Annotated in this window: 18 protein-coding genes and 1 pseudogene; 15 read left to right on the top strand and 4 right to left on the bottom strand. The window is 70.3% G+C overall.

Annotated elements, in window-relative coordinates:
* Positions 1–15: 15 nt before the first annotated feature.
* From ACZZ98_RS18965 to ACZZ98_RS18930, 8 genes and pseudogenes are all read left to right on the top strand, one after another.
* Positions 16–429, top strand: a pseudogene (locus ACZZ98_RS18965) (glycosyltransferase); the annotation flags it as partial.
* Positions 419–1,120, top strand: coding sequence for a glycosyltransferase family 4 protein (locus ACZZ98_RS18960; RefSeq protein ID WP_463517686.1), 702 nt, complete (start codon positions 419–421; stop codon positions 1,118–1,120). The pseudogene ACZZ98_RS18965 and the gene ACZZ98_RS18960, both read left to right, overlap by 11 nt.
* Before the next feature lie 85 nt (positions 1,121–1,205).
* Positions 1,206–2,915 (top strand): CTP synthase, encoded by a 1,710-nt coding sequence (locus ACZZ98_RS18955; RefSeq protein WP_463517685.1) that lies wholly within the window; start codon positions 1,206–1,208, stop codon positions 2,913–2,915.
* Complete coding sequence (locus tag ACZZ98_RS18950) at positions 2,912–3,556, top strand: NUDIX domain-containing protein (protein WP_463517684.1); 645 nt, start codon at positions 2,912–2,914, stop codon at positions 3,554–3,556. Before ACZZ98_RS18955 ends, ACZZ98_RS18950 begins: the two co-directional genes overlap by 4 nt.
* Complete coding sequence (locus tag ACZZ98_RS18945) at positions 3,520–3,966, top strand: YchJ family protein (RefSeq protein WP_463517683.1); 447 nt, start codon at positions 3,520–3,522, stop codon at positions 3,964–3,966. Before ACZZ98_RS18950 ends, ACZZ98_RS18945 begins: the two co-directional genes overlap by 37 nt.
* 129 nt (positions 3,967–4,095) lie before the next feature.
* Positions 4,096–5,928 (top strand): aspartate--tRNA ligase, encoded by a 1,833-nt coding sequence (aspS, locus tag ACZZ98_RS18940; protein WP_463517682.1) that lies wholly within the window; start codon positions 4,096–4,098, stop codon positions 5,926–5,928.
* Positions 5,928–6,578 carry an HAD family hydrolase gene (locus ACZZ98_RS18935; protein ID WP_463517681.1) on the top strand — a complete coding sequence of 217 codons (651 nt, stop codon included), beginning with the start codon at positions 5,928–5,930 and terminating at the stop codon, positions 6,576–6,578. Before aspS ends, ACZZ98_RS18935 begins: the two co-directional genes overlap by 1 nt.
* Positions 6,575–7,627: a GTP pyrophosphokinase gene (locus ACZZ98_RS18930; protein WP_463517680.1), complete on the top strand. Its 1,053-nt coding sequence runs from the start codon at positions 6,575–6,577 to the stop codon at positions 7,625–7,627. The genes ACZZ98_RS18935 and ACZZ98_RS18930 overlap by 4 nt, the downstream gene beginning before the upstream one ends.
* A 76-nt stretch (positions 7,628–7,703) precedes the next feature.
* Here the strand turns inward: ACZZ98_RS18930 and ACZZ98_RS18925 are convergent, their stop codons facing one another.
* Positions 7,704–8,534, bottom strand: coding sequence for an alpha/beta fold hydrolase (locus ACZZ98_RS18925; protein WP_463517679.1), 831 nt, complete (start codon positions 8,532–8,534; stop codon positions 7,704–7,706).
* A gap of 121 nt (positions 8,535–8,655) precedes the next feature.
* On the opposite strand from ACZZ98_RS18925, the gene ACZZ98_RS18920 reads away from it, so the two are divergent.
* The 7 genes from ACZZ98_RS18920 to ACZZ98_RS18890 all read left to right on the top strand — a co-directional run bounded on the left by ACZZ98_RS18920 (position 8,656) and on the right by ACZZ98_RS18890 (position 17,531).
* Positions 8,656–10,026, top strand: a complete 1,371-nt coding sequence (locus ACZZ98_RS18920) for a replication-associated recombination protein A (protein ID WP_463517678.1) — start codon at positions 8,656–8,658, stop codon at positions 10,024–10,026.
* A 138-nt stretch (positions 10,027–10,164) separates the two neighbouring features.
* On the top strand, positions 10,165–12,858 hold the full coding sequence (gene alaS, locus ACZZ98_RS18915) for an alanine--tRNA ligase (protein WP_463517677.1): 2,694 nt from the start codon (positions 10,165–10,167) through the stop codon (positions 12,856–12,858).
* Entirely contained in the window at positions 12,855–13,373 is a 519-nt protein-coding gene (gene ruvX, locus ACZZ98_RS18910; protein WP_463517676.1) for a Holliday junction resolvase RuvX, read from the top strand. The genes alaS and ruvX overlap by 4 nt, the downstream gene beginning before the upstream one ends.
* Positions 13,370–14,533, top strand: a complete 1,164-nt coding sequence (mltG, locus tag ACZZ98_RS18905; protein ID WP_463517675.1) for an endolytic transglycosylase MltG — start codon at positions 13,370–13,372, stop codon at positions 14,531–14,533. Before ruvX ends, mltG begins: the two co-directional genes overlap by 4 nt.
* Complete coding sequence (locus ACZZ98_RS18900) at positions 14,527–15,345, top strand: shikimate dehydrogenase (protein WP_463517674.1); 819 nt, start codon at positions 14,527–14,529, stop codon at positions 15,343–15,345. Before mltG ends, ACZZ98_RS18900 begins: the two co-directional genes overlap by 7 nt.
* On the top strand, positions 15,342–16,040 hold the full coding sequence (locus tag ACZZ98_RS18895) for a prepilin peptidase (protein ID WP_463517673.1): 699 nt from the start codon (positions 15,342–15,344) through the stop codon (positions 16,038–16,040). The genes ACZZ98_RS18900 and ACZZ98_RS18895 overlap by 4 nt, the downstream gene beginning before the upstream one ends.
* 18 nt (positions 16,041–16,058) lie before the next feature.
* Positions 16,059–17,531, top strand: a complete 1,473-nt coding sequence (locus tag ACZZ98_RS18890; protein WP_463517672.1) for a cryptochrome/photolyase family protein — start codon at positions 16,059–16,061, stop codon at positions 17,529–17,531.
* 83 nt (positions 17,532–17,614) lie between these two features.
* On the opposite strand, the gene ACZZ98_RS18885 is transcribed toward ACZZ98_RS18890, so the two are convergent.
* From ACZZ98_RS18885 to ACZZ98_RS18875, 3 genes are read right to left on the bottom strand one after another with little or no spacing between them, the layout of a single operon-like run.
* On the bottom strand, positions 17,615–17,968 hold the full coding sequence (locus ACZZ98_RS18885; protein ID WP_463517671.1) for a VOC family protein: 354 nt from the start codon (positions 17,966–17,968) through the stop codon (positions 17,615–17,617).
* A gap of 11 nt (positions 17,969–17,979) precedes the next feature.
* Positions 17,980–18,279 (bottom strand): DUF1905 domain-containing protein, encoded by a 300-nt coding sequence (locus ACZZ98_RS18880; protein ID WP_463517670.1) that lies wholly within the window; start codon positions 18,277–18,279, stop codon positions 17,980–17,982.
* Positions 18,276–19,085, bottom strand: coding sequence for an ArsR/SmtB family transcription factor (locus ACZZ98_RS18875; protein ID WP_463517669.1), 810 nt, complete (start codon positions 19,083–19,085; stop codon positions 18,276–18,278). The genes ACZZ98_RS18880 and ACZZ98_RS18875 overlap by 4 nt, the downstream gene beginning before the upstream one ends.
* Between the last annotated feature and the right edge of the window lie 116 nt (positions 19,086–19,201).

The raw sequence follows: 19,201 nt of genomic DNA, 5'->3' as shown, positions 1-19,201 counted from the left end.
AGCAGGGGGGTTCTGATGCGCATCGTCCAGCTCATCGGTCGCAGCACGGGTGGGATCGGCACCCATGCCGTCGACCTGACGCGCCACCTCCGCGGCCTCGGCGACGATGTCGTCGTCGTGACGGATGCCCTCACGGCGGGACGCTTCGGGCTGGACGATGCCCGACAGTGGTGGCCGACGGGCCTGACCGCAGGCTCCCTCCGCAACCTCCTGCGACTGCGCAGGCTGGCCCGGTCGGCAGAGGTGGTCCACGCCCACGGTCACCAGGCGGGCCTGCTGGCCGTGCTGACGACGACGGGGACGGAGGTGCCGGTGGTCGTGAGCCAGCACAATGCCGTGCTCGCCGGTGGATGGCGTCGCCGGCTGTCCTCGCGGCTCCTGCAGCGCTTCGTCGCCGGACGAGCCGCGCTGACGACTGGTGCGAGCAGCGACCTCGTCGCCGAGGCGAAGCGGCACGGCGCCCGGCAGGCGGAGCTTCGCCCCCGTCCCGTCACCCCGGGTGCCGGACCTGTTGGCAGCAGACCCGCTCCCTCGGGGCGAGCGTGCGGGGCGGGCCGCCACGCTGCTGCGGGAGAACCGAGTGATGGGGGAGGGGCCGATGATCCTCACGATCGCCCGCATCGCTCCCCAGAAGCAGCTGGACTCCCTCATCGACGCCGCGTCCGTCGTGGGTGTCACCGCGACCTGGGTCGTCATCGGCGACGGTGACGCCACCCTGCTGTCGCGCCTCCGGAAGCGCGCCGGGGACGAGGGCGTCCCGGTGCACTTCGTCGGTCCGCAGAGCGATCCCACCCCATGGCTCCGGGCGGCCGACGTGTTCGTGCTGACGAGCACCTGGGAGGCGCGGGCGCTCGTCGTCCAGGAGGCCATGGCGGCCGGGGTCCCGGTCGTGACCACCGACACCGGCGGTCTTCGCGACCTCGTCGAGGGTGTCGGAGACCTGGTGCCCGTCGGCGACGCCTTCGCGCTGGCATCGGCCGTGAGGCGGTTGCTGACCGACCGGCAGCTCCGAGCCTCCGCCGCGGAGGCCGGCCGCGAGCGGGCCGCCCAGTGGGCCGACGGCGCCCAGACCGCCCTGTGGTGGCAGGAGAGGTACGCGCGGGTGGCGCGCACGAGGTAGGGGCGACCACACGGCATACCCGCCAGGTCCGTGACCAGCGCGTCGTGGCGAGCCGCATCCCGGCGATGACGTATTGTTGAAGCCCGTGGTGGCTCAGACGAAACAGATCTTCGTGACCGGAGGCGTCGCCTCTTCGCTCGGCAAGGGCCTCACGGCATCCAGCCTCGGATTCCTGCTCAGGGCACGCGGTCTGCGCGTGACGATGCAGAAGCTCGACCCCTATCTCAACGTGGACCCCGGGACGATGAACCCGTTCCAGCACGGCGAGGTCTTCGTCACCGACGACGGTGCCGAGACCGACCTCGACGTGGGGCACTACGAGCGCTTCCTCGACCGCAACCTCATCGGCAAGGCCAACGTCACGACCGGTCAGGTCTACAGCAAGGTCATCGCCAAGGAGCGGCGCGGTGAGTACCTCGGCGACACCGTCCAGGTCATCCCGCACATCACCAACGAGATCAAGGAACGCATGCGCGCCCAGGCCGCCGGCGCTCCTGACGTCGACGACACCGAGGCGCCGGACGTCATCATCACCGAGATCGGGGGCACCGTCGGCGACATCGAGTCCCTGCCCTTCCTCGAGGCGGCCCGCCAGGTGCGTCACGACCTCGGCCGGGACAGCGTCTTCTTCCTCCACGTCTCGCTCGTGCCCTACCTCGCCCCCAGCGGTGAGCTCAAGACGAAGCCGACGCAGCACTCGGTCGCGGCGCTGCGCCAGGTCGGCATCCAGCCCGATGCCCTTGTGCTGAGGGCCGATCGAGAGATCCCGGAGTCGATCAAGCGCAAGATCTCGCTCATGTGCGATGTCGACACCGACGGTGTTGCCGCCTGTGTCGACGCCCCGAGCATCTATGACATCCCCAAGGTCCTGCACCGTGAGGGCCTCGACGCCTATGTCATCCGTCGTCTCGGCCTGACCTTCCGCGACGTGGAGTGGACCGAGTGGGACCGCCTCCTCGGACGCGTCCACAACCCCGAGCACCGGGTCGAGGTCGCCCTCGTCGGCAAGTACATCGACCTGCCCGACGCCTACCTCTCCGTCACCGAGGCCCTGCGCGCCGGTGGCTTCCACCACGACGCCAAGGTCCAGATCCGCTGGGTGGCGAGCGACGAGTGCCAGACCGCGTCGGGGGCGCAGAAGGCGCTGGGTGGCGTCGACGCCGTCCTTGTGCCGGGTGGCTTCGGGGTCCGGGGCATCGAAGGCAAGCTCGGCGCGCTGACCTGGGCGCGCGAGCACCGCGTCCCGACCCTCGGCATCTGCCTCGGACTGCAGTGCATGGTCATCGAGTACGCCCGCAACAAGGCCGGCATCGACGGAGCGAGCTCGACCGAGTTCGACCCCGACACCACGGCCCCGGTCATCGCGACCATCGAGGAGCAGAAGGCGTTCGTCGAGGGGGCGGGTGACCTGGGCGGGACGATGCGTCTGGGTTCGCAGCGCGCCGACCTCGTCGCCGGCTCCGTCGTCGCCGAGGTCTACGGCTCGACGAGCGCCGACGAGCGGCACCGCCACCGTTACGAGGTCAACGAGTCCTACCGCAGCGAGATCGAGGCGGCCGGGCTGCGCATCTCCGGGACGCACCCCGAGCTCGGCCTCGTGGAGTTCGTCGAGCTCGACCGTGACGAGCACCCCTACTACGTCGCGACCCAGGCCCACCCGGAGTTCAAGTCCCGTCCGACCCGGGCGCACCCGCTCTTCGCCGGCCTCATCGGTGCCGCCATCGAGGAGCAGCGGGCTGCACGGCTCGTCGAGGTCGAGCGTCCCCGGGTGAGCGCCGACGCAGACGTCTCATGACCGCTGACGCCTTCGCCGACGAGTTCGACCCCCGGCCGGTGCGGCACTCCGAGCTCCTCCTGACGGGCCGGGTGTGGGACGTCGTCCGCGACGAGGTCGACCTCGGCGACGCCGGCACCCACGTGCGCGACTACGTCCGCCACCCCGGCGCCGTCGCCGTCCTGGCGCTCGACGAGAGCGGGCGGATCTGCCTCATCCAGCAGTACCGCCACCCCATCCGCACCCGTGACTGGGAGATCCCGGCCGGTCTCCTCGACGTCGAGGGCGAGCCGGCCTGGCAGGCCGCCGCCCGAGAGCTGCACGAGGAGGCGGACCTCGTCGCCGGACGTCTCGACGTCCTCGTCGACCTCCGGCCGTCGCCGGGTGGGCTCGACGAGGCGATCCGCGTCTACCTCGCGCGTGACCTGTCGTCCGTCGCCGACTCCGACCGCCACGTGCGTGACGCGGAGGAGCACGGTATGCCGCTTGCCTGGGTCCCGCTCGACGATGCCGTCGCCGCGGTGCTTGAGGGGCGCGTCCAGAACGCCATCCTCGTTTCGGCGGTCCTCGCGGCTCACGTTGCACGACAGGGGGACTGGTCCACGCTCAGGCCGCACCACACCCCGTGGCCACAGGGTCCCGGCGGCTCGGCCCGCGCGTGATCGACGACCCCGGTTCGCAGCGCTGCCCGTGCGGAGGGGTACCAGCCGGTGCCGACCTTTCGGCCTGCTGCGGTCCCTTCCTCGCGGGGGAGACGTGGCCGCCGACTCCGGTGACGGTGATGCGGTCGCGCTACACGGCATACGCCGTCGGTGACAGCGACCACCTCTTCCGCACCTGGCACCCGGCGACGCGCCCGGCAGAGGTGCGACTCGACGCAGCGCTCGAGTGGGTGGGCCTCGAGATCGTCGCGGTCTCGGGCGACGAGGACGCGGGCGTCGTCGAGTTCGCAGCCCGTTGGCGCTCGGGGCAGGGCCGCTCGCGTCAGGACGGTGCCGTCCGGGAACGCAGCACCTTCGTGCGGAGGGCCGGCCGCTGGTTCTATCGCGACGGTGTCGACCTCTCGACGTAGCAGGCCACCGCGGGTGGTGCGGCTCGTGACGAACGGAGCACACGGCATACCCGAAATGCGGTTCGTGCGAGGTGGGCGCGACTCCGTAGGATGACCGAGTTCATCCACCCCCGTTCCAAAGGACCTCTCGTGCTCCGCACCCACGAGGCCGGCACTCTGCGCGCCGACCACACCACTCAGACCGTCACGCTCACCGGGTGGGTGGGCAGGCGTCGCGATCACGGGGGCGTCGCCTTCATCGACCTGCGCGATGCCAGTGGTGTCGTCCAGGTCGTGGCACGTGACGAGGTCCTCACCGGTGCGGCCCACGACCTGCGGGCCGAGTTCTGCATCAAGGTGACCGGGGAGGTCGTCGCGCGCAGCGAGGCCAACGTCAACGCCGACCTGCCGACCGGCGCCGTCGAGGTCGTGGCCTCCGCCATCGAGGTGCTGGCGCCCAGCGCACCGTTGCCCTTCCAGATCGACGAGCGCGTCACCGTCGGCGAGGAGGCCCGCCTCAAGCACCGCTACCTCGACCTGCGTCGTCCGGGCGCGTCCTCGGCCGGTGCTGCCCTGCGGCTGCGCTCCAAGGTCAACGCCGCAGCCCGCTCGGTCCTCGGCGAGCGCGACTTCGTCGAGATCGAGACCCCCACGCTGACGCGGTCCACGCCCGAGGGGGCACGGGACTTCCTCGTGCCCGCGCGGCTGGCTCCCGGCTCCTGGTACGCCCTGCCGCAGAGCCCGCAGCTGTTCAAGCAGCTGCTCATGGTCGCCGGCATGGAGCGCTACTACCAGATCGCCCGCTGCTACCGCGACGAGGACTTCCGTGCCGACCGCCAGCCGGAGTTCACCCAGCTCGACATCGAGATGAGCTTCGTCGAGCAGGCCGACGTGCTCGAGCTGGGCGAGGCGATCGTCAAGGCCGTCTGGAAGCTCATCGACGTCGAGCTGGACGCGCCCTTCGAGCAGCTGACCTATGCCGAGGCCATGCGGCGCTTCGGCTCGGACAAGCCTGACCTGCGCTTCGGCAACGAGCTCGTGGAGTGCACCGACTACTTCAAGGAGACGCCGTTCCGGGTGTTCCAGGCCGAGTACGTCGGGGCCGTCGTCATGCCCGGTGGCGCCTCGCAGCCGCGCAAGCAACTCGACGCCTGGCAGGACTGGGCCAAGAGCCGTGGCGCCAAGGGGCTGGCCTACGTCCTTGTCAACGAGAACTCAGCGGACGGTTCCGTTGAACTTTCCGGACCGGTCGCCAAGAACCTCTCCGACGACGAGAAGGCCGGGCTGGCCGCCCACGTCGGTGCCCAGCCTGGCGACTGCGTGTTCTTCGCCGCCGGCCCGACGAAGTCCTCACGCGCCCTGCTCGGCGCTGCCCGTCTGGAGATCGGCAAGCGCTGCGAGCTCATCGACGAGAGCGCCTGGTCCTTCCTCTGGGTCCTCGACGCGCCGCTGTTCGAGCCGGCGTCCGAGGCCGTCGCCGCCGGTGACGTCGCCGTCGGTGGGGGAGCCTGGACGGCTGTCCACCACGCCTTCACCTCGCCCAAGGCCGAGTTCATGGACTCGTTCGACACCGACCCCGGCCCCGCGCTCGCCTATGCCTACGACATGGTCTGCAACGGCAACGAGATCGGTGGCGGGTCGATCCGTATCCACCGTCGCGACATCCAGGAGCGCGTCTTCAAGGTCATGGGCCTGTCCGACGAGGAGGCCCAGGAGAAGTTCGGCTTCCTGCTCGACGCCTTCGCCTTCGGTGCGCCGCCGCACGGCGGCATCGCCTTCGGGTGGGACCGCATCGTCTCGCTGCTCGCCGGCACCGAGTCCATCCGCGACGTCATCGCCTTCCCGAAGTCCGGTGGCGGCTACGACCCGCTGACCGCGGCGCCGGCACCGATCACGCCGGAGCAGCGCAAGGAGGCCGGCGTCGACGCCAAGCCCGAGGCAAAGGGCGACGGTCCGACCGATCCGGCGGCGGCGACGGCCTGATGACGAACGCGGCCGACACCCTGGCGACGGATGCCCGGCCGCTCGATCCTGCCCGGCCCGTCCGCGTCCTCCTCTGGGACGCGGACGGGGTCCTCCAGCATCCTCGGCACGAGTGGGCTCCGCGCCTGCAGGCCTGGGGCGGCCCCGGGTTCGCCGAGGCTCTCTTTGCCGCAGAGCTCCCCGCGCTGCGTGGGGAGGCTCCCTTTCGGGACTGCCTGTCCGAGCTGCTGCTCGAGTGGCCAGAGGTCACCGCGAGTGTGGACGACCTCCTCAGTCTGTGGGAGCAGGTCGACCCCGACGACGACGCCCTCCGCCTCGTGCGAGAGGTGGCGGCGACCGGCGTGACCTGTGTGCTCGCGACGAACCAACAGGACCACCGCAAGGCCTACCTGCGTCAGCGCTTCGGCTACGACGAAGTCTTCGAGCGGTCGTTCTACTCGTGTGACGTCGGAGCGATGAAGCCCGAGGTCGCCTACTTCGAGCGGGTGCTCGAGGCCCTGGGAATCTCTCAGCAGGACGCTGGTGCGGTGGGCTTCGTCGATGACATGCCCGCCAACGTCGCCACCGCCCGGGAGCTGGGCATCCGGGCGGTCCACCACGACCCGGCCTCGGGTGTCGCCGGGCTGCGTGCCTCGCTGGGTTGGTCATGAGCGACCACGGCGCACCCCTGGGCGATGAGGAGCGGCTCCACTCCTCCGAGCAGACGCCGCCGGGCGCCTTCCAGCAGGCCATCCGCCGCTATGCCCAGCAACAGCCCGAGCTGCGTGAGGTCACGGACCAGTTCGTCGCCATGGTCACGGCGATGCTCGACGACGCGGGCATCAACTACGTCAGTGTCACCGGCCGCGCCAAGAGTGTCGCGTCCTTCGCGGGCAAGGCATCCCAGACGGAGGGCGGGGTCCCGGTCTACTCCGACCCGCTCACCGAGATCACCGACCAGATCGGTGTCCGGGTCGTCACCTACCTGCAGGGAGACGTTGCCGCCGTCGCGGACCTCCTCGCCGGCGAGTTCAGCGTCCTGGACGACCGGGACCTCGGGCAGGAGACCGCCAAGCAGGGACGCTTCGGCTACTCGAGCAGGCACCTCCTGGTGACCCTCGACGACGAGGGCGGCGACCCGGCATACGGGCACCTGCGTGGACGCTCCGCGTCGGTGCAGGTCCGCACGATCCTGCAGCACGCCTGGGCCGAGTTCGAGCACGACGTGCGATACAAGGGGTCAGTCCCGGCAGAGGACGTGTCGGACCTCGACCGCCGATTCACCCTCGCCGCAGGACTCCTGGAGCTGGCCGACCGTGAGTTCACCGCCATCCGTGACCGGCTGCAGGCCAGCGTCGGGGTCGACCCGGACGCCTCGGACGACGACCCGCGGATCAGTGGCACCGACCTGGCCGCCTTCCTGACGGCGCAGTTCCAGGACGCCGGCTGGTCCCGGACCGACCACTACTCGTGGATCTCGGGGTTGCTCCTCGAGCTCGGGATCACCTCGCTCGACGAGCTCGGGGGCCTGCTCGGGTCCATCGACGCCCAGGGCATCAACGAGCGGATGGACTACCGCTACCCAGCTGGTGCCGTGCGCCGGCTCGATGACGCGCTGCTTGCCGTCTTCGGCCCGCGCTACATCGGCCTGCACGGCAACTCGCACCGCGTCGAGTCGCTCACCGCACGCCTCGACAAGGTGCGCGCCACCCAGTCCTGAGCGCCGGCTCCGCCCTCCGGCGGACCCGGCGCCCAACGTCCACCGGCGCGTGGACGCATGGCGTGGAGTGATGAGCTCAGGCGGTCAGGAAGCGCACCAGGGCTGCGTTGAACGCCTCGGCGTGGCTCGTGTTGACGCCGTGGGGTCCGTCCTTGACGGTGACCAGCTCGCTGCCCGCGACCTGCTCGTGGGTGCGTTGGCCCGAGACCTCGATCGGCACGATGGCGTCCGAGTCGCCGTGGATGACCAGGGTCGGCACAGTGACCTTGGCGAGGTCGTCGGTGAAGTCCTCGAGCCACGACGCGATGCACGCCTTCGCGGCGTCCAGATCCGCCTGGGCGGCGAGCGCCAGTGCCTCGCGGCGCTGCTCCTCGGTCACCTTGAGCTCCCCACCGGCGCTGAAGAAGTTCGTGGTGAACTCGTCGAGGAAGCCCTCCCGGTCGGCCCGCAGCCCTGCCTGCATCTTCTCGGCCTCTGCGCGGGGAAGACCGCCGTCGGGGTTGTCGTCACTCTTGAGCAGCCACGGCGGGATGGCCCCGGCGAAGGCGATGCTGTGAAGGCGGTCCTCGCCGTGGGTGCCGACGTAGCGCGCCACCTCTCCGCCGCCCATCGAGAACCCGACGAGCGAGACGTCGGTCAGGTCGAGCTCCTCGATGAGCCCGGCGAGGTCGGCGGTGAGGGCGTCGTAGTCGTAGCGTCCGTCGGCGGCGGGCGCCGACTGGCCGAACCCGCGCCGGTCGTAGGTGATGACGCGCAGCCCGGCATCGACGAGCGCGGGGACCGTGTCCTTCCAGGAAGCGCCGGAGAGGGGCCAACCGTGGATGAGGACGACGGGTCGGCCCTCACCCCCCGTGTCCTCGTGATGCAGGGCAGGTGACGTCGGTGTCGTCGAGGTCGTGTCGGTCATGGTTCACCTTTCGAGAAGGGTCAGAGGGTCGTGTGACCCTGTGCACGTCATTCGTCGCAGGCTCGGCGGCGGGTGGGTGTGACCCGCGTCACCTGTCTGACCAGCACGTTAGTCTGCGGGAGTGCCGGCCTCCAACGACCTCTTCGCATCAGCTGAGGGCACCGGTGCCGCCACCCTTCCTCCCCTCGCGGTCCGCATGCGTCCCGCGTCGATCGATGAGGTTCGCGGTCAACAGGCCGTCCTGCGACCGGGCAGCCCACTTCGACGCCTCATCGAGGGTTCTGGCGGCACCGCCGGTTCCCTGAGCGCCATCCTCTGGGGTCCGCCCGGGACGGGCAAGACGACGCTGGCACACCTCGTCGCGACCGCGGCGAACCGTGAGTTCGTCGAGCTGTCGGCCGTCACCGCCGGGGTCAAGGACGTGCGCGCCGTGATGGAGGCGGCCGCGCGCAACCGCGACCTCTACGACCGGCAGACGGTGCTCTTCCTCGACGAGATCCACCGATTCACCAAGGCCCAGCAGGACGCCCTTCTCCCCGGGGTCGAGACGCGGCAGGTCATCCTCGTCGCGGCGACCACCGAGAACCCGTCCTTCGCCGTCATCGCCCCCCTGCTCTCGCGCTCCATGCTCATCACGCTCACCTCGCTCGACGACGAGCAGGTCACCGACGTGCTCGGCGCAGCGGTGAGCGACGAGCGCGGTCTCGACGCGAGATACACGTTGTCCGACGAGGCGCGTGAGCACCTCGTGCGCATCTCCGGTGGGGACGCTCGGCGGGCGCTCACGTCCCTGGAGGCAGCGGCAGGTGTCGCCCTCGACGATGCACCTGCCGGGCGTGACGACTCGACCCCGATCGAGATCACCCTCGCACACGCCGAGCAGGCCGTGGCCCAGGCGTCGGTGCGCTACGACAGGACCGGCGACCAGCACTACGACGTCGCGTCGGCGTTCATCAAGTCGATGCGTGGGTCCGACGTCGACGCGGCGCTGCACTACCTCGCCCGTCAGCTCGAGGCGGGGGAGGACCCGCGCTTCATCGCCCGGCGCATCGTCATCTCGGCGAGCGAGGACGTCGGCATGGGCGACCCGACCGCCCTCCAGACCGCTGTCGCAGCGATGCACGCCGTCGCCCAGGTCGGCATGCCCGAGGCGCGAATCATCCTGGCGCAGGCGGTTGTCCACAACACCCTGGCTCCCAAGAGCAACGCGGCCTATGCCGGGATCAACGCGGCCATCGCCGACATCCGTGGCGGACGTGGCGGGGCCGTGCCTGCACACCTTCGCGGGAGCGGGTATGCAGGTGCGTCCCGTCTCGAGCACGGGAAGGGCTACGTCTACGCCCACGACGAGGCCGACGGTGTGGCGCGCCAGCAGTACCTCCCGGACGACCTGCACGGGAAGGCCGACTACTACCAGCCGACCGACCGCGGGTTCGAGGCTCGGCTGCAGGAGCGCTGGAGCTGGCTCAAGGAGCGCCTCGGCGGACGCTGAACGGAGCCAACGTGGGACACGGGCTTGCCGTCAAGGAACGCGGCGGCGGTGGCGGAGGTGCGACCCGTAGGATTCATCGGTGCCCCATCCCGGGCGATGCACTCGACCCGATGCCTTCCAACCTCCAGGACTGCCCACATGGAAACCGCTGAGATCCGGCGCCGCTGGCTCGCCTTCTTCGAGAAGAACGGCCACACGGTGGTGCCCTCCGCGCCGCTCATCCACGACGACCCCAACCTGCTGTTCGTCAACGCGGGCATGGTGCCGTTCAAGCCGTACTTCTCGGGCCAGGAGACGCCGCCGTGGGAGCGCGCCACGAGCGTCCAGAAGTGTGTCCGCACCGGTGACATCGAGGAGGTCGGCAAGACCTCGCGCCACGGCACGTTCTTCCAGATGAACGGCAACTTCTCGTTCGGCGACTACTTCAAGAAGGACGCCATCCGTTTCGCGTGGCAGCTCCTCACCACCTCGCAGGACGAGGGTGGCTACGGCCTGGACCCCGACCGGCTGTGGGCCACGGTCTACGAGGACGACGACGAGGCCGAGCGTCTCTGGGCCGAGCACACCTCGATCCCGCTCGACCGCATCGTGCGACGCGGGAAGCTCGACAACTACTGGCACATGGGCGTGCCCGGTCCCGGAGGCCCGTGCAGCGAGATCTTCTACGACCGCGGCGAGGAGTACGGCCAGGAGGGTGGCCCCGCGGTCGACGAGGACCGCTACATGGAGATCTGGAACCTCGTCTTCATGCAGGAGGAGCTCTCGCAGGTCCGGGCCAAGGACGACTTCGACATCGAGGCTCCGCTGCCGGCGCAGAACATCGACACCGGCATGGGGCTCGAGCGCATCGCCTCGGTCCTCCAGGGTGTCGACAACCTCTACGAGATCGACGAGGTCTACCCCGTCCTCGCCAAGGCGGCCGAGATGACCGGCAAGTCCTACGGCGCCGAGTCGGGTCACTCGGCCCAGGGTTCCCATCCGGACGACGTCCGGCTGCGCGTCGTCGCGGACCACATCCGGTCCTCGCTCATGCTCATCGGTGACGGCGTGACCCCCGGCAACGAGGGTCGTGGCTACGTGCTGCGCCGGATGCTGCGACGCGCTGTGCGCTCGATGCGGCTCCTCGGCTTCGAGGAGCCCGCGCTGCCTCACCTGCTCCCGGTCTCGATGGAGCGGATGAAGCAGTCCTACCCGGAGCTCGAGACCGGCTTCGACCGGATCAGCAAGATCGCGTATGCCGAGGAGGAGGCCTTCCGGCGGACGCTCGCCTCGGGCACGACGATCCTCGACACGGCCGTGTCGCGCACCAAGGAGTCGGGTGGCACCACGCTGGCCGGGGACCAGGCGTTCCAGCTGCACGACACCTATGGCTTCCCGATCGACCTCACCCTCGAGATGGCGGAGGAGCAGGGCCTCGCCGTCGACCGCGAGGGCTTCACGCGGCTCATGCAGGAGCAGCGCAACCGGGCGAAGGCCGACGCCAAGGCCAAGAAGTCCGGCCACGCCAACACCGAGGTGTGGAAGGAGCTGCGCTCGGCCGGCGAGACCGACTTCCGCGCCTGGCAGGAGCTCACCAGCGAGGCCACGGTCCTCGGCCTCGTCATCGACGGGCAGCGCGTCGAGGAGATCGAGCCCGGACAGCGCGGCCAGGTCATCCTCGACCGCACCCCCTTCTATGCCGAGTCCGGTGGGCAGATCGCCGACGAGGGCATCATCACGGCCGACGGGGTGCACCTCAAGGTGATGGACGTGCAGCGGCCGGTCAAGGGTCTCATCGCCCACACCGTGGAGGTCGTCCACGGACCGCTGCGCGCCGGCGCGCCCGTCCTCGCCGAGGTCGACCCCGAGTGGCGGATCTCGGCGTGCCAGGCGCACTCCGGCACCCACGTCATCCACGCCGCACTCCGCCAGGTCCTCGGCCCGTCCGCGCTCCAGTCCGGCTCCTACAACAAGCCGGGCTACCTCCGCCTCGACTTCGCGTGGGGTCAGGCGCTCTCGCCGGAGACCCGCAGCGAGATCGAGGAGGTCGCCAACCTCGCCGTCCGCAAGGACCTGCCGGTGTCCGCGGCCTGGATGCCGCTGGCCCAGGCTCGTGAGGCCGGCGCGCTCGCGCTCTTCGGTGAGACCTATGGCGAGGACGTGCGCGTCGTCGAGATCGGTGGCGCGTGGTCGCGCGAGCTCTGCGGTGGCACCCACGTCGGCCACTCCTCGCAGGTGGGTGCGCTCACCCTGACGGGCGAGTCGTCGATCGGTTCCGGGGTCCGTCGGGTCGAGGCGTTCGTCGGCATGGATGCCCTGCGCCACCTCGCCCGGGAGCGGGCGATCGTCGCCGAGCTCACCGGCATCGTCGGAGTCCAGCCCGGCGAGCTGACCGAGCGCATCGGCGCGATGGTCACCCGGCTCAAGGACGCCGAGCGTGAGCTCGAGCGCACCCGCAAGCAGGCCGTGCTCGCCGCGGCCGGCTCGCTCAGCGACCACGCCAAGGACGTCGGGGGGGTGCGGTTCGTCGGGCACGACGCCGGTGGCGAGGCAGGCGCCGACGACGTGCGGGCCATGGTGCTCGACGCCCGGCAGAAGCTCGGTGACGCGTCACCGTCGGTCGTGGCCGTGACCGGTGGGGCCAAGGGCCGACCTGTCGTCGTCATCGCGACCAACCAGGGCGCGCGTGACCGCGGCATCAAGGCCGGTGAGCTCGTCCGCATCGCAGCCCAGGCCCTCGGTGGCGGCGGCGGTGGCAAGGACGACATCGCCCAGGGTGGTGGCCAGGACCTCTCGAAGTCCGGTGAGGCCATCAACGCCGTCGAGTGGCGCGTCGGGGAGCTCGTCGGTTGAGCGTGCGCCCCGGGGTCCGTCTGGGGGTGGATGTCGGCACGGTGCGTGTCGGCGTGGCCGTCAGCGACCCCTCGGGGCTGCTCGCGACACCCCACGCGACGCTGGCACGCGCCTGGCCCGATGCCGAGCCCGCCACCGACGACGTCGCCGAGATCGTCGCGCTGGGCGTCGCACTGGGTGCCGTCGAGGTCGTCGTGGGTCTGCCACGCTCACTTTCGGGGGACGAAGGTCCGAGCGCAGCGGCCGCGCGCCAGTATGCTGCGGAGTTGGCCCAGCGCGTTGCTCCCGTGAGCGTCCGTCTCGTCGACGAGCGACTCACGAGCGTCAGCGCTCACAGGGCCCTGCGCGACAGTGGTGTCGCCGGGCGTCGACAACGTGCCGTCGTCGACCAGGTGGCGGCAGTCCTCATCCTCCAGGCCGCACTGGATGAGGAACGCAGCTCCGGCCGCCCCCCGGGCGAGCTGGTGGTGCGGCAGAAGCGGCGCAGGCCGAAGACGAAGGACGGATCACGGTGACCCAGGACCACCTCGACACGACGATCTTCGGGGAGCCTGCAGCCCACGAGCCGCGTCGTCGCCGCCGCCAGCGTCAGAACAAGGGCAAGGGTCGTCGTCTGCTGACGCTCGTCCTCGCCATCGTCCTCGTGGGTGGTGCGGCGATCGCCGCCGTGGCCGTCCTCAAGCCGTTCGTCTCGTCGATCGCCGGCGGCGGTGGGTCCGAGGCCGAGGACTTTGCCGGACCCGGCGAGGGCGAGGTCGCCGTGACCGTGAAGCAGGGCGACAGCGGTGAGGCGATCGCGACGGCTCTGAAGTCCGCCGGCGTCGTCAAGACGCGCACGGCATACCTTGACGCGTCCGCCGCGGACCCGGAGCAGAGTGCCAAGATCCAGGCCGGGACGTACACCCTCAAGAAGGGCATGAAGGCTCTCGATGCCTTCACGCTGCTGGCCGACCCGGCCAACCGCAGCGTGCCGCGGCTGACGCTCCCCGAGGGACTGTGGGCCAGCGAGATCATCCCGCGGCTCAGCAAGTCGACCGGTGTCCCAGTTGCTCAGTACCAGGCCGCCCTCAAGAACCCTGCGGCGCTCGGACTTCCGCAGGCCGCGGGGGGCAAGGTCGAGGGCTACCTCTTTCCGTCGAGCTACGAGTTCGACAAGGGCACGCCCGCTGCGGCGCAGCTCAAGCAGATGATCGCGCTGACCCTCGCCGAGCTCGAGAAGGCCGGCGTCCAGCCCGAGGACTACACCCGCATCCTCACCGTGGCCTCGATCATCGAGGGCGAGGTCAACGGGGAGGCCGACCGGGCCAAGGTGGCTCGCGTCATCGAGAACCGGCTCGACGACCCCAGCGGCCCCACCATCGGCCGGCTCCAGATGGACTCCACCGTCCACTACATCGAGCAGAAGCGCGGACGGGCCGGCACCTCCAACGAGGCCCGCAACTCGAACAGCCCCTACAACACCTACAAGGTCAAGGGACTCCCTCCGGGACCGATCAACAACCCGGGAGCTGCCTCGATCGAGGCGGCGGCCAACCCGGCGCAGGGTCCGTGGTTCTACTTCGTCGCGGTCAACCCGTCGACCGGCGAGACGAAGTTCGCCGTGACCCAGGCCGAGCACGACGTCAACGTCCGAGAGTTCAACACGTGGTGCTCGGAGAACAAGGACAAGTGCTGAGAGCAGCCGTCCTCGGATTCCCCGTCTCGCACTCGCTGTCACCCGTTCTCCACCGGACCGCGTATGCCGTGCTGGGCCTGCCCGAGTGGTCCTACGAGCGTCACGAGGTCGGCTCCTCCGAGCTGGCGGCCTTCGTGGCCGGCCTGGACGAGGCGTGGCGTGGCCTGAGCCTGACGATGCCACTCAAGGAGGTGGCCTTCGAGGTCGCTGCCGAGGTCACGGCGATCGCTCGCGACGCAGGCGCCGTCAACACGCTCGTCCGTCGCGACGACGGACGTTGGGACGGCCACAACACCGACGTCGTGGGCATCGTCCGGGCAGTGGAGCACGTCGAGCACGACGGGCGCGCCACGATCCTCGGGTCCGGAGCCACGGCCCGGTCAGCGGCCCTGGCGCTCGGCGAGCTCGAGGTGCGCGACGTGGTGGTCGCTGCCCGCAACGCCGACGCGTCGGCGGAGGTCGTGGCGCTGCTGGCCAGGCACGACATCAAGGGGGTCCACGTCCCGCTCGAGCTCTGGGGTGCGGAACCCCCTCGGCTCGTCATCTCGACCCTGGCACCCGCGGCGAGCTCGGCTGCCGGCGTCGTGGCGCAGGAGTCGTCGAGGCTGTCCGGCACCACGCTCCTCGACGTCGTCTACGCCGACTGGCCGACACCTCTCGCGAGGGCCGCGCGCGCGGCCGGGGCGGACGTCGTGTCGGGACTCGACATGCTCGTCCACCAGGCGGCGGCCCAGGTCGAGCTGTTCACCGGGCGACCCGGCCCCGTGGACGCCATGTTCGCCGCTGCCCGCACGGCGGTGTCCGAGCGATGAGCGACGGCCTCGGCCTCGGCCTGGCGCTCCTCGCCCTCGTGGTGGCCGCTGCCGTGGTGGGTCGAGTGACCGCGCGGGAGCTCGCAACCGGCGGCTACCGCATCCCGGAGGACGAGGCGATGCACGCGCCACCGCCGTCGTGGTGGGTGGCCCCGCTTCTCGTCGGGCTCGTCCTGTTCGTCACCTCCGCGGTCGGTGCGACGGCCACGTATGCCGCTCTGCCGGCATACCTGCTGTTCGCATGGTTGAGCGTGTGTCTCGTCTGGATCGACCTCGACGTCCACCGCCTCCCGGTGGGGCTCACCCGGCCGGCCCTGCCCGCGTTCGCGCTTCTCCTGCTGCCACCGACGATCGCGACGGGTGAGTGGGACCGTCTGCTCGTGGCGGCCATCTGCTCGCTCGTGCTGACGGCGATCTATGTGGCGTTCGCGTTCCTGCCCGGGGGAGGGTTCGGTGGTGGTGACGTGCAGCTCGCGCCGACGATCGGCCTGCTTCTCGGCTGGTTCTCGGTCGGGCACGTCGTCGTCGGGACCCTGGCCGCCTTCGTCCTCGGAGGTCTTGGCGCGGTGGTCCTGCTCCTCTCGGGTCGCGCGGGACGCAAGACGGCCATGGCCTTCGGGCCGTTCATGTGCGCCGGGCTGCTCGTGGCATTGGCCTGGACCGAGGAGGTCCTCACCGGGCTCGTCGGCGGCTGACAGGGCTAGCGTGCAGGCATGACCACGCGGTGGCTGTTCGGTGACCAGCTCGGCCCGCACTTCGTCGATGACCACGCCGGTCAGGTCGTCATGGTCGAGTCCCGAGCGGTGTTCGCCCGCAGACGGTTCCACCGAGCCAAGGCCCACCTCGTGCTGTCCGCCATGCGCCACCGTGCCGCCGAGCTGGGGGACCGCATGACCTACCACCGCGCCAACACCTACGGCGAGGTTGTGCGGGGACTCGAGGACGTCGAGGTCATCCACCCGACCTCGTATGCCGCGCTCGACCTCGTCGAACGGCTCGGGGCTCACGTCCTCCCGCCTCGCGGGTTCGCCACGAGCCGCGAGGACTTCACCCGGTGGGCGCAGGGCCGGGGTGGCCGCCGCCTGCTCATGGAGGACTTCTACCGCGACGCTCGACGACGCCACGGTGTGCTTCTGGATGGTGCCGACCCCGCGGGCGGGCAGTGGAACTTCGACCACGACAACCGCAAGCCTCCGCCCAAGGGGGCAAGCAGTCTCGGCGTGACCGAGCCGTGGTGGCCGGACGAGGACGAGATCGACGACCAGGTGCGCGAGGACCTCGACCGCTGGGAGCGGGACGGCGACGTGGCCTACCTCGGCCGCGACCGGCCGCGGCGCTTCGCTGCGACGCGGACCGAGGCGCTCGCCGCCCTCGACCACTTCGTCGAGCACCGCCTGGCGGACTTCGGGGCGCACGAGGACGCGATCATGGAGGGCGACCCGTGGATGGCACACAGCCTCCTCAGCGCACCGCTCAACCTGGGGCTGCTCGACCCGCTCGAGGTCGTCGCACGGGCCGAGGCGGCATACCTGGCGGGGGACGCACCGATCGCGAGCGTGGAGGGTTTCGTGCGTCAGGTGCTCGGGTGGCGCGACTACGTGTGGCACCTCTACTGGCACGAGGGCAGCGGCTACCGCCGCAGGAACGCGCTGGCGGCCAGTCAGCCGATGCCGCAGTGGTTCGCCGAGCTCGACTCCGAGGCGACCGAGGCACGCTGCCTCTCGCACACCCTCGACCAGGTCGCCGAGCACGGGTGGGTCCACCACATCCCACGGCTGATGGTGCTCGGGTCCTTCGCGATGCAGCGCGGTTGGGCGCCGGCGGAGGTCACCGACTGGTTCCACCGCGCGTTCGTGGACGGCTACGACTGGGTCATGGTGCCCAACATCGTCGGCATGTCGCAGCACGCCGACGGTGGCGTCATGGCGACCAAGCCCTACACCTCGGGCGGTGCCTACATCAACACGATGAGCGACCACTGCGGCTCGTGCCGCTTCGACCCCAAGGTCCGGGTGGGCGAGGACGCCTGCCCGTTCACGGCGGGCTACTGGTGGTTCCTCGACCGCAACCGAGAGCGGCTCTCCGACAACCCGCGGATGACCCGCCCGACGCAGGGCCTGGACCGGCTGCGCGACCGGGCGGCTCTCGTCGCGCAGGAGGTGGAGCGCGGCAACCGGGCACCCTGAGGGCGCGCGAGCTCACCACGGCCGTCCCCTCCACGCTCCCTGAGCTGGGACGTGACGTCGTCACCCACGCTCACGCGCTCCGGTCAGGACCCGATCTCGCTCGCGTAGTACACGTTGCCGTCGGGGTCGCGGAAGTCGAACATCGGCGGCGCGTAGTCGGACACGATGAGGTCGTCGACCCGGACGCCGGAGGCCCGAAGCGCGGCATGCATCGCGGCAGCGTCGTCGACGACGAACCGGATGCCGGAGTCGATGCCCACGGGCGGGCCGTCGCTCGAGAGCAGGGCGACGGAGGTCTGGGCGCCAGGGGCGGCGACCTCGACCCAACGGAAGGTCTCGCTCATGGCGACGTCCATGCGCAGCTCGAAGCCCAGCTGCTCGGTGAAGAAGGTGATGGCGGCGTCCGTGTCCGAGACACCGACCGCGACGGCTCTCACGTCACTGAACATCACGCGCTCACCAACGTCGTCGCACCGTCAAGGCGCTCGGTGAGGTGGATGGTGACCTCGTCGCCGGTGCCCTTGCCGATCGCCGTGCGGGTCGCTTTGGTCAGGGCCAGCTTGTGGGTGCCGTCGCCCAGGGCCATGAAGGACCCGCGGAACGGGTGGTCGTCAACGCTGCCGGCGACCTTGACCAAACCGCGAGTTCCGAAGAAGTCGGCGCTCCAGTCGGTGACGAGATAGGTCCAGGCGCCGCCGCTGCCGCTCGTGACGAGGGTGCCGGTGAAGGTCTTGTCGAGAGTGCTCATCGTCGTGCTCCTGTGGTGTCGGCGTCGGTGTCGGTCGTGGTGGCTCGGCCGTACAGCAACGAGCCAGGGGTGGTGAGCTCGGTGCCGGTCTCGAGCCAGGTCTTCAGGCCCGAGAGCACCATGGGCCAGCCGCCGTAGATCGCCTCGACGACGCCCTCGGGCAGCTGGTCGTGGATGACGGTGAGCCGGCACGAGTCGCCCACCTCCTCGATCTCCCACGTGACGCGGGACGTGCCCGCGGACTCGGCATCGTCGTCCCAGTGGGCGTGGAAGCTCTGGACGAGGAGGTGCGGCGGCTCGACCCGGACGTTCTCGCCGTCGACGAGGGGACCTTCGACGCCGTCGTGGCTGACCTCGTAGGGAGAGCCCTGAGTCCAGTCGGACGCGACGGTGCTGCCGAAGTGGAAGCGGCGTCGGGTCTGCGGGTCGGTGATGGCTGCCCACACCTTCTCAGGGGTGGTGCGGATGTAGATCTCGAACACCTTGCTCGTGCTCATGTCCTGGCCTTCCAGCTCGTCGCGCAGCCCGATCAGGCCGGCGGCCCAGGGCTCGGTGTACTTGCTGACCCACCGGTCGTGGACCTGGCGGATGCCCACCGGGTTGAGGAAGTGCAGCTTCTCCCGCCCCTGTCGCCGGCTCACGACGAGGCCGGCCTCCTCCAGCAGGGCCAGATGCTTGGCCACGCCGATCCGGGTCATGTCGAAGTCGGCAGTCAGCGCGAGGAGCGACTGGCCGTCTCGGGTGAAAAGGGCATCGAGCAGCGCCCGGCGGGTCGGGTCCGCGAGTGCTCGGAAGATGAGGTCCACAAGGACAGATTAGGAAACCATATGGTTTCCTGTCAAGGAGTCACCCGTGTGACTTCCCGAGGGTCGTGGGTGGCAAAGGCGACGGCACCCTGCCGGAAGGCGTGACTCCAGCCTCA

It is taken from the genome of Knoellia sp. AC549, assembly GCF_979258975.1.
Note: the sequence above shows the minus strand (reverse complement) of the source record. Positions and strands in the feature narration are given on the sequence as shown.

What these genes read in the sequence shown, in the direction of transcription:
- ACZZ98_RS18880 (WP_463517670.1), bottom strand. Translation starts at nt 18,279, where the DNA reads ATGAGCACTCTCGACAAGACCTTCACCGGCACCCTCGTCACGAGCGGC.
- ACZZ98_RS18895 (WP_463517673.1), top strand. Translation starts at nt 15,342, where the DNA reads ATGAGCGACGGCCTCGGCCTCGGCCTGGCGCTCCTCGCCCTCGTGGTG.
- ACZZ98_RS18925 (WP_463517679.1), bottom strand. Translation starts at nt 8,534, where the DNA reads ATGACCGACACGACCTCGACGACACCGACGTCACCTGCCCTGCATCAC.
- ACZZ98_RS18930 (WP_463517680.1), top strand. Translation starts at nt 6,575, where the DNA reads ATGAGCGACCACGGCGCACCCCTGGGCGATGAGGAGCGGCTCCACTCC.
- ACZZ98_RS18890 (WP_463517672.1), top strand. Translation starts at nt 16,059, where the DNA reads ATGACCACGCGGTGGCTGTTCGGTGACCAGCTCGGCCCGCACTTCGTC.
- ACZZ98_RS18935 (WP_463517681.1), top strand. Translation starts at nt 5,928, where the DNA reads ATGACGAACGCGGCCGACACCCTGGCGACGGATGCCCGGCCGCTCGAT.
- alaS (WP_463517677.1), top strand. Translation starts at nt 10,165, where the DNA reads ATGGAAACCGCTGAGATCCGGCGCCGCTGGCTCGCCTTCTTCGAGAAG.
- ACZZ98_RS18950 (WP_463517684.1), top strand. Translation starts at nt 2,912, where the DNA reads ATGACCGCTGACGCCTTCGCCGACGAGTTCGACCCCCGGCCGGTGCGG.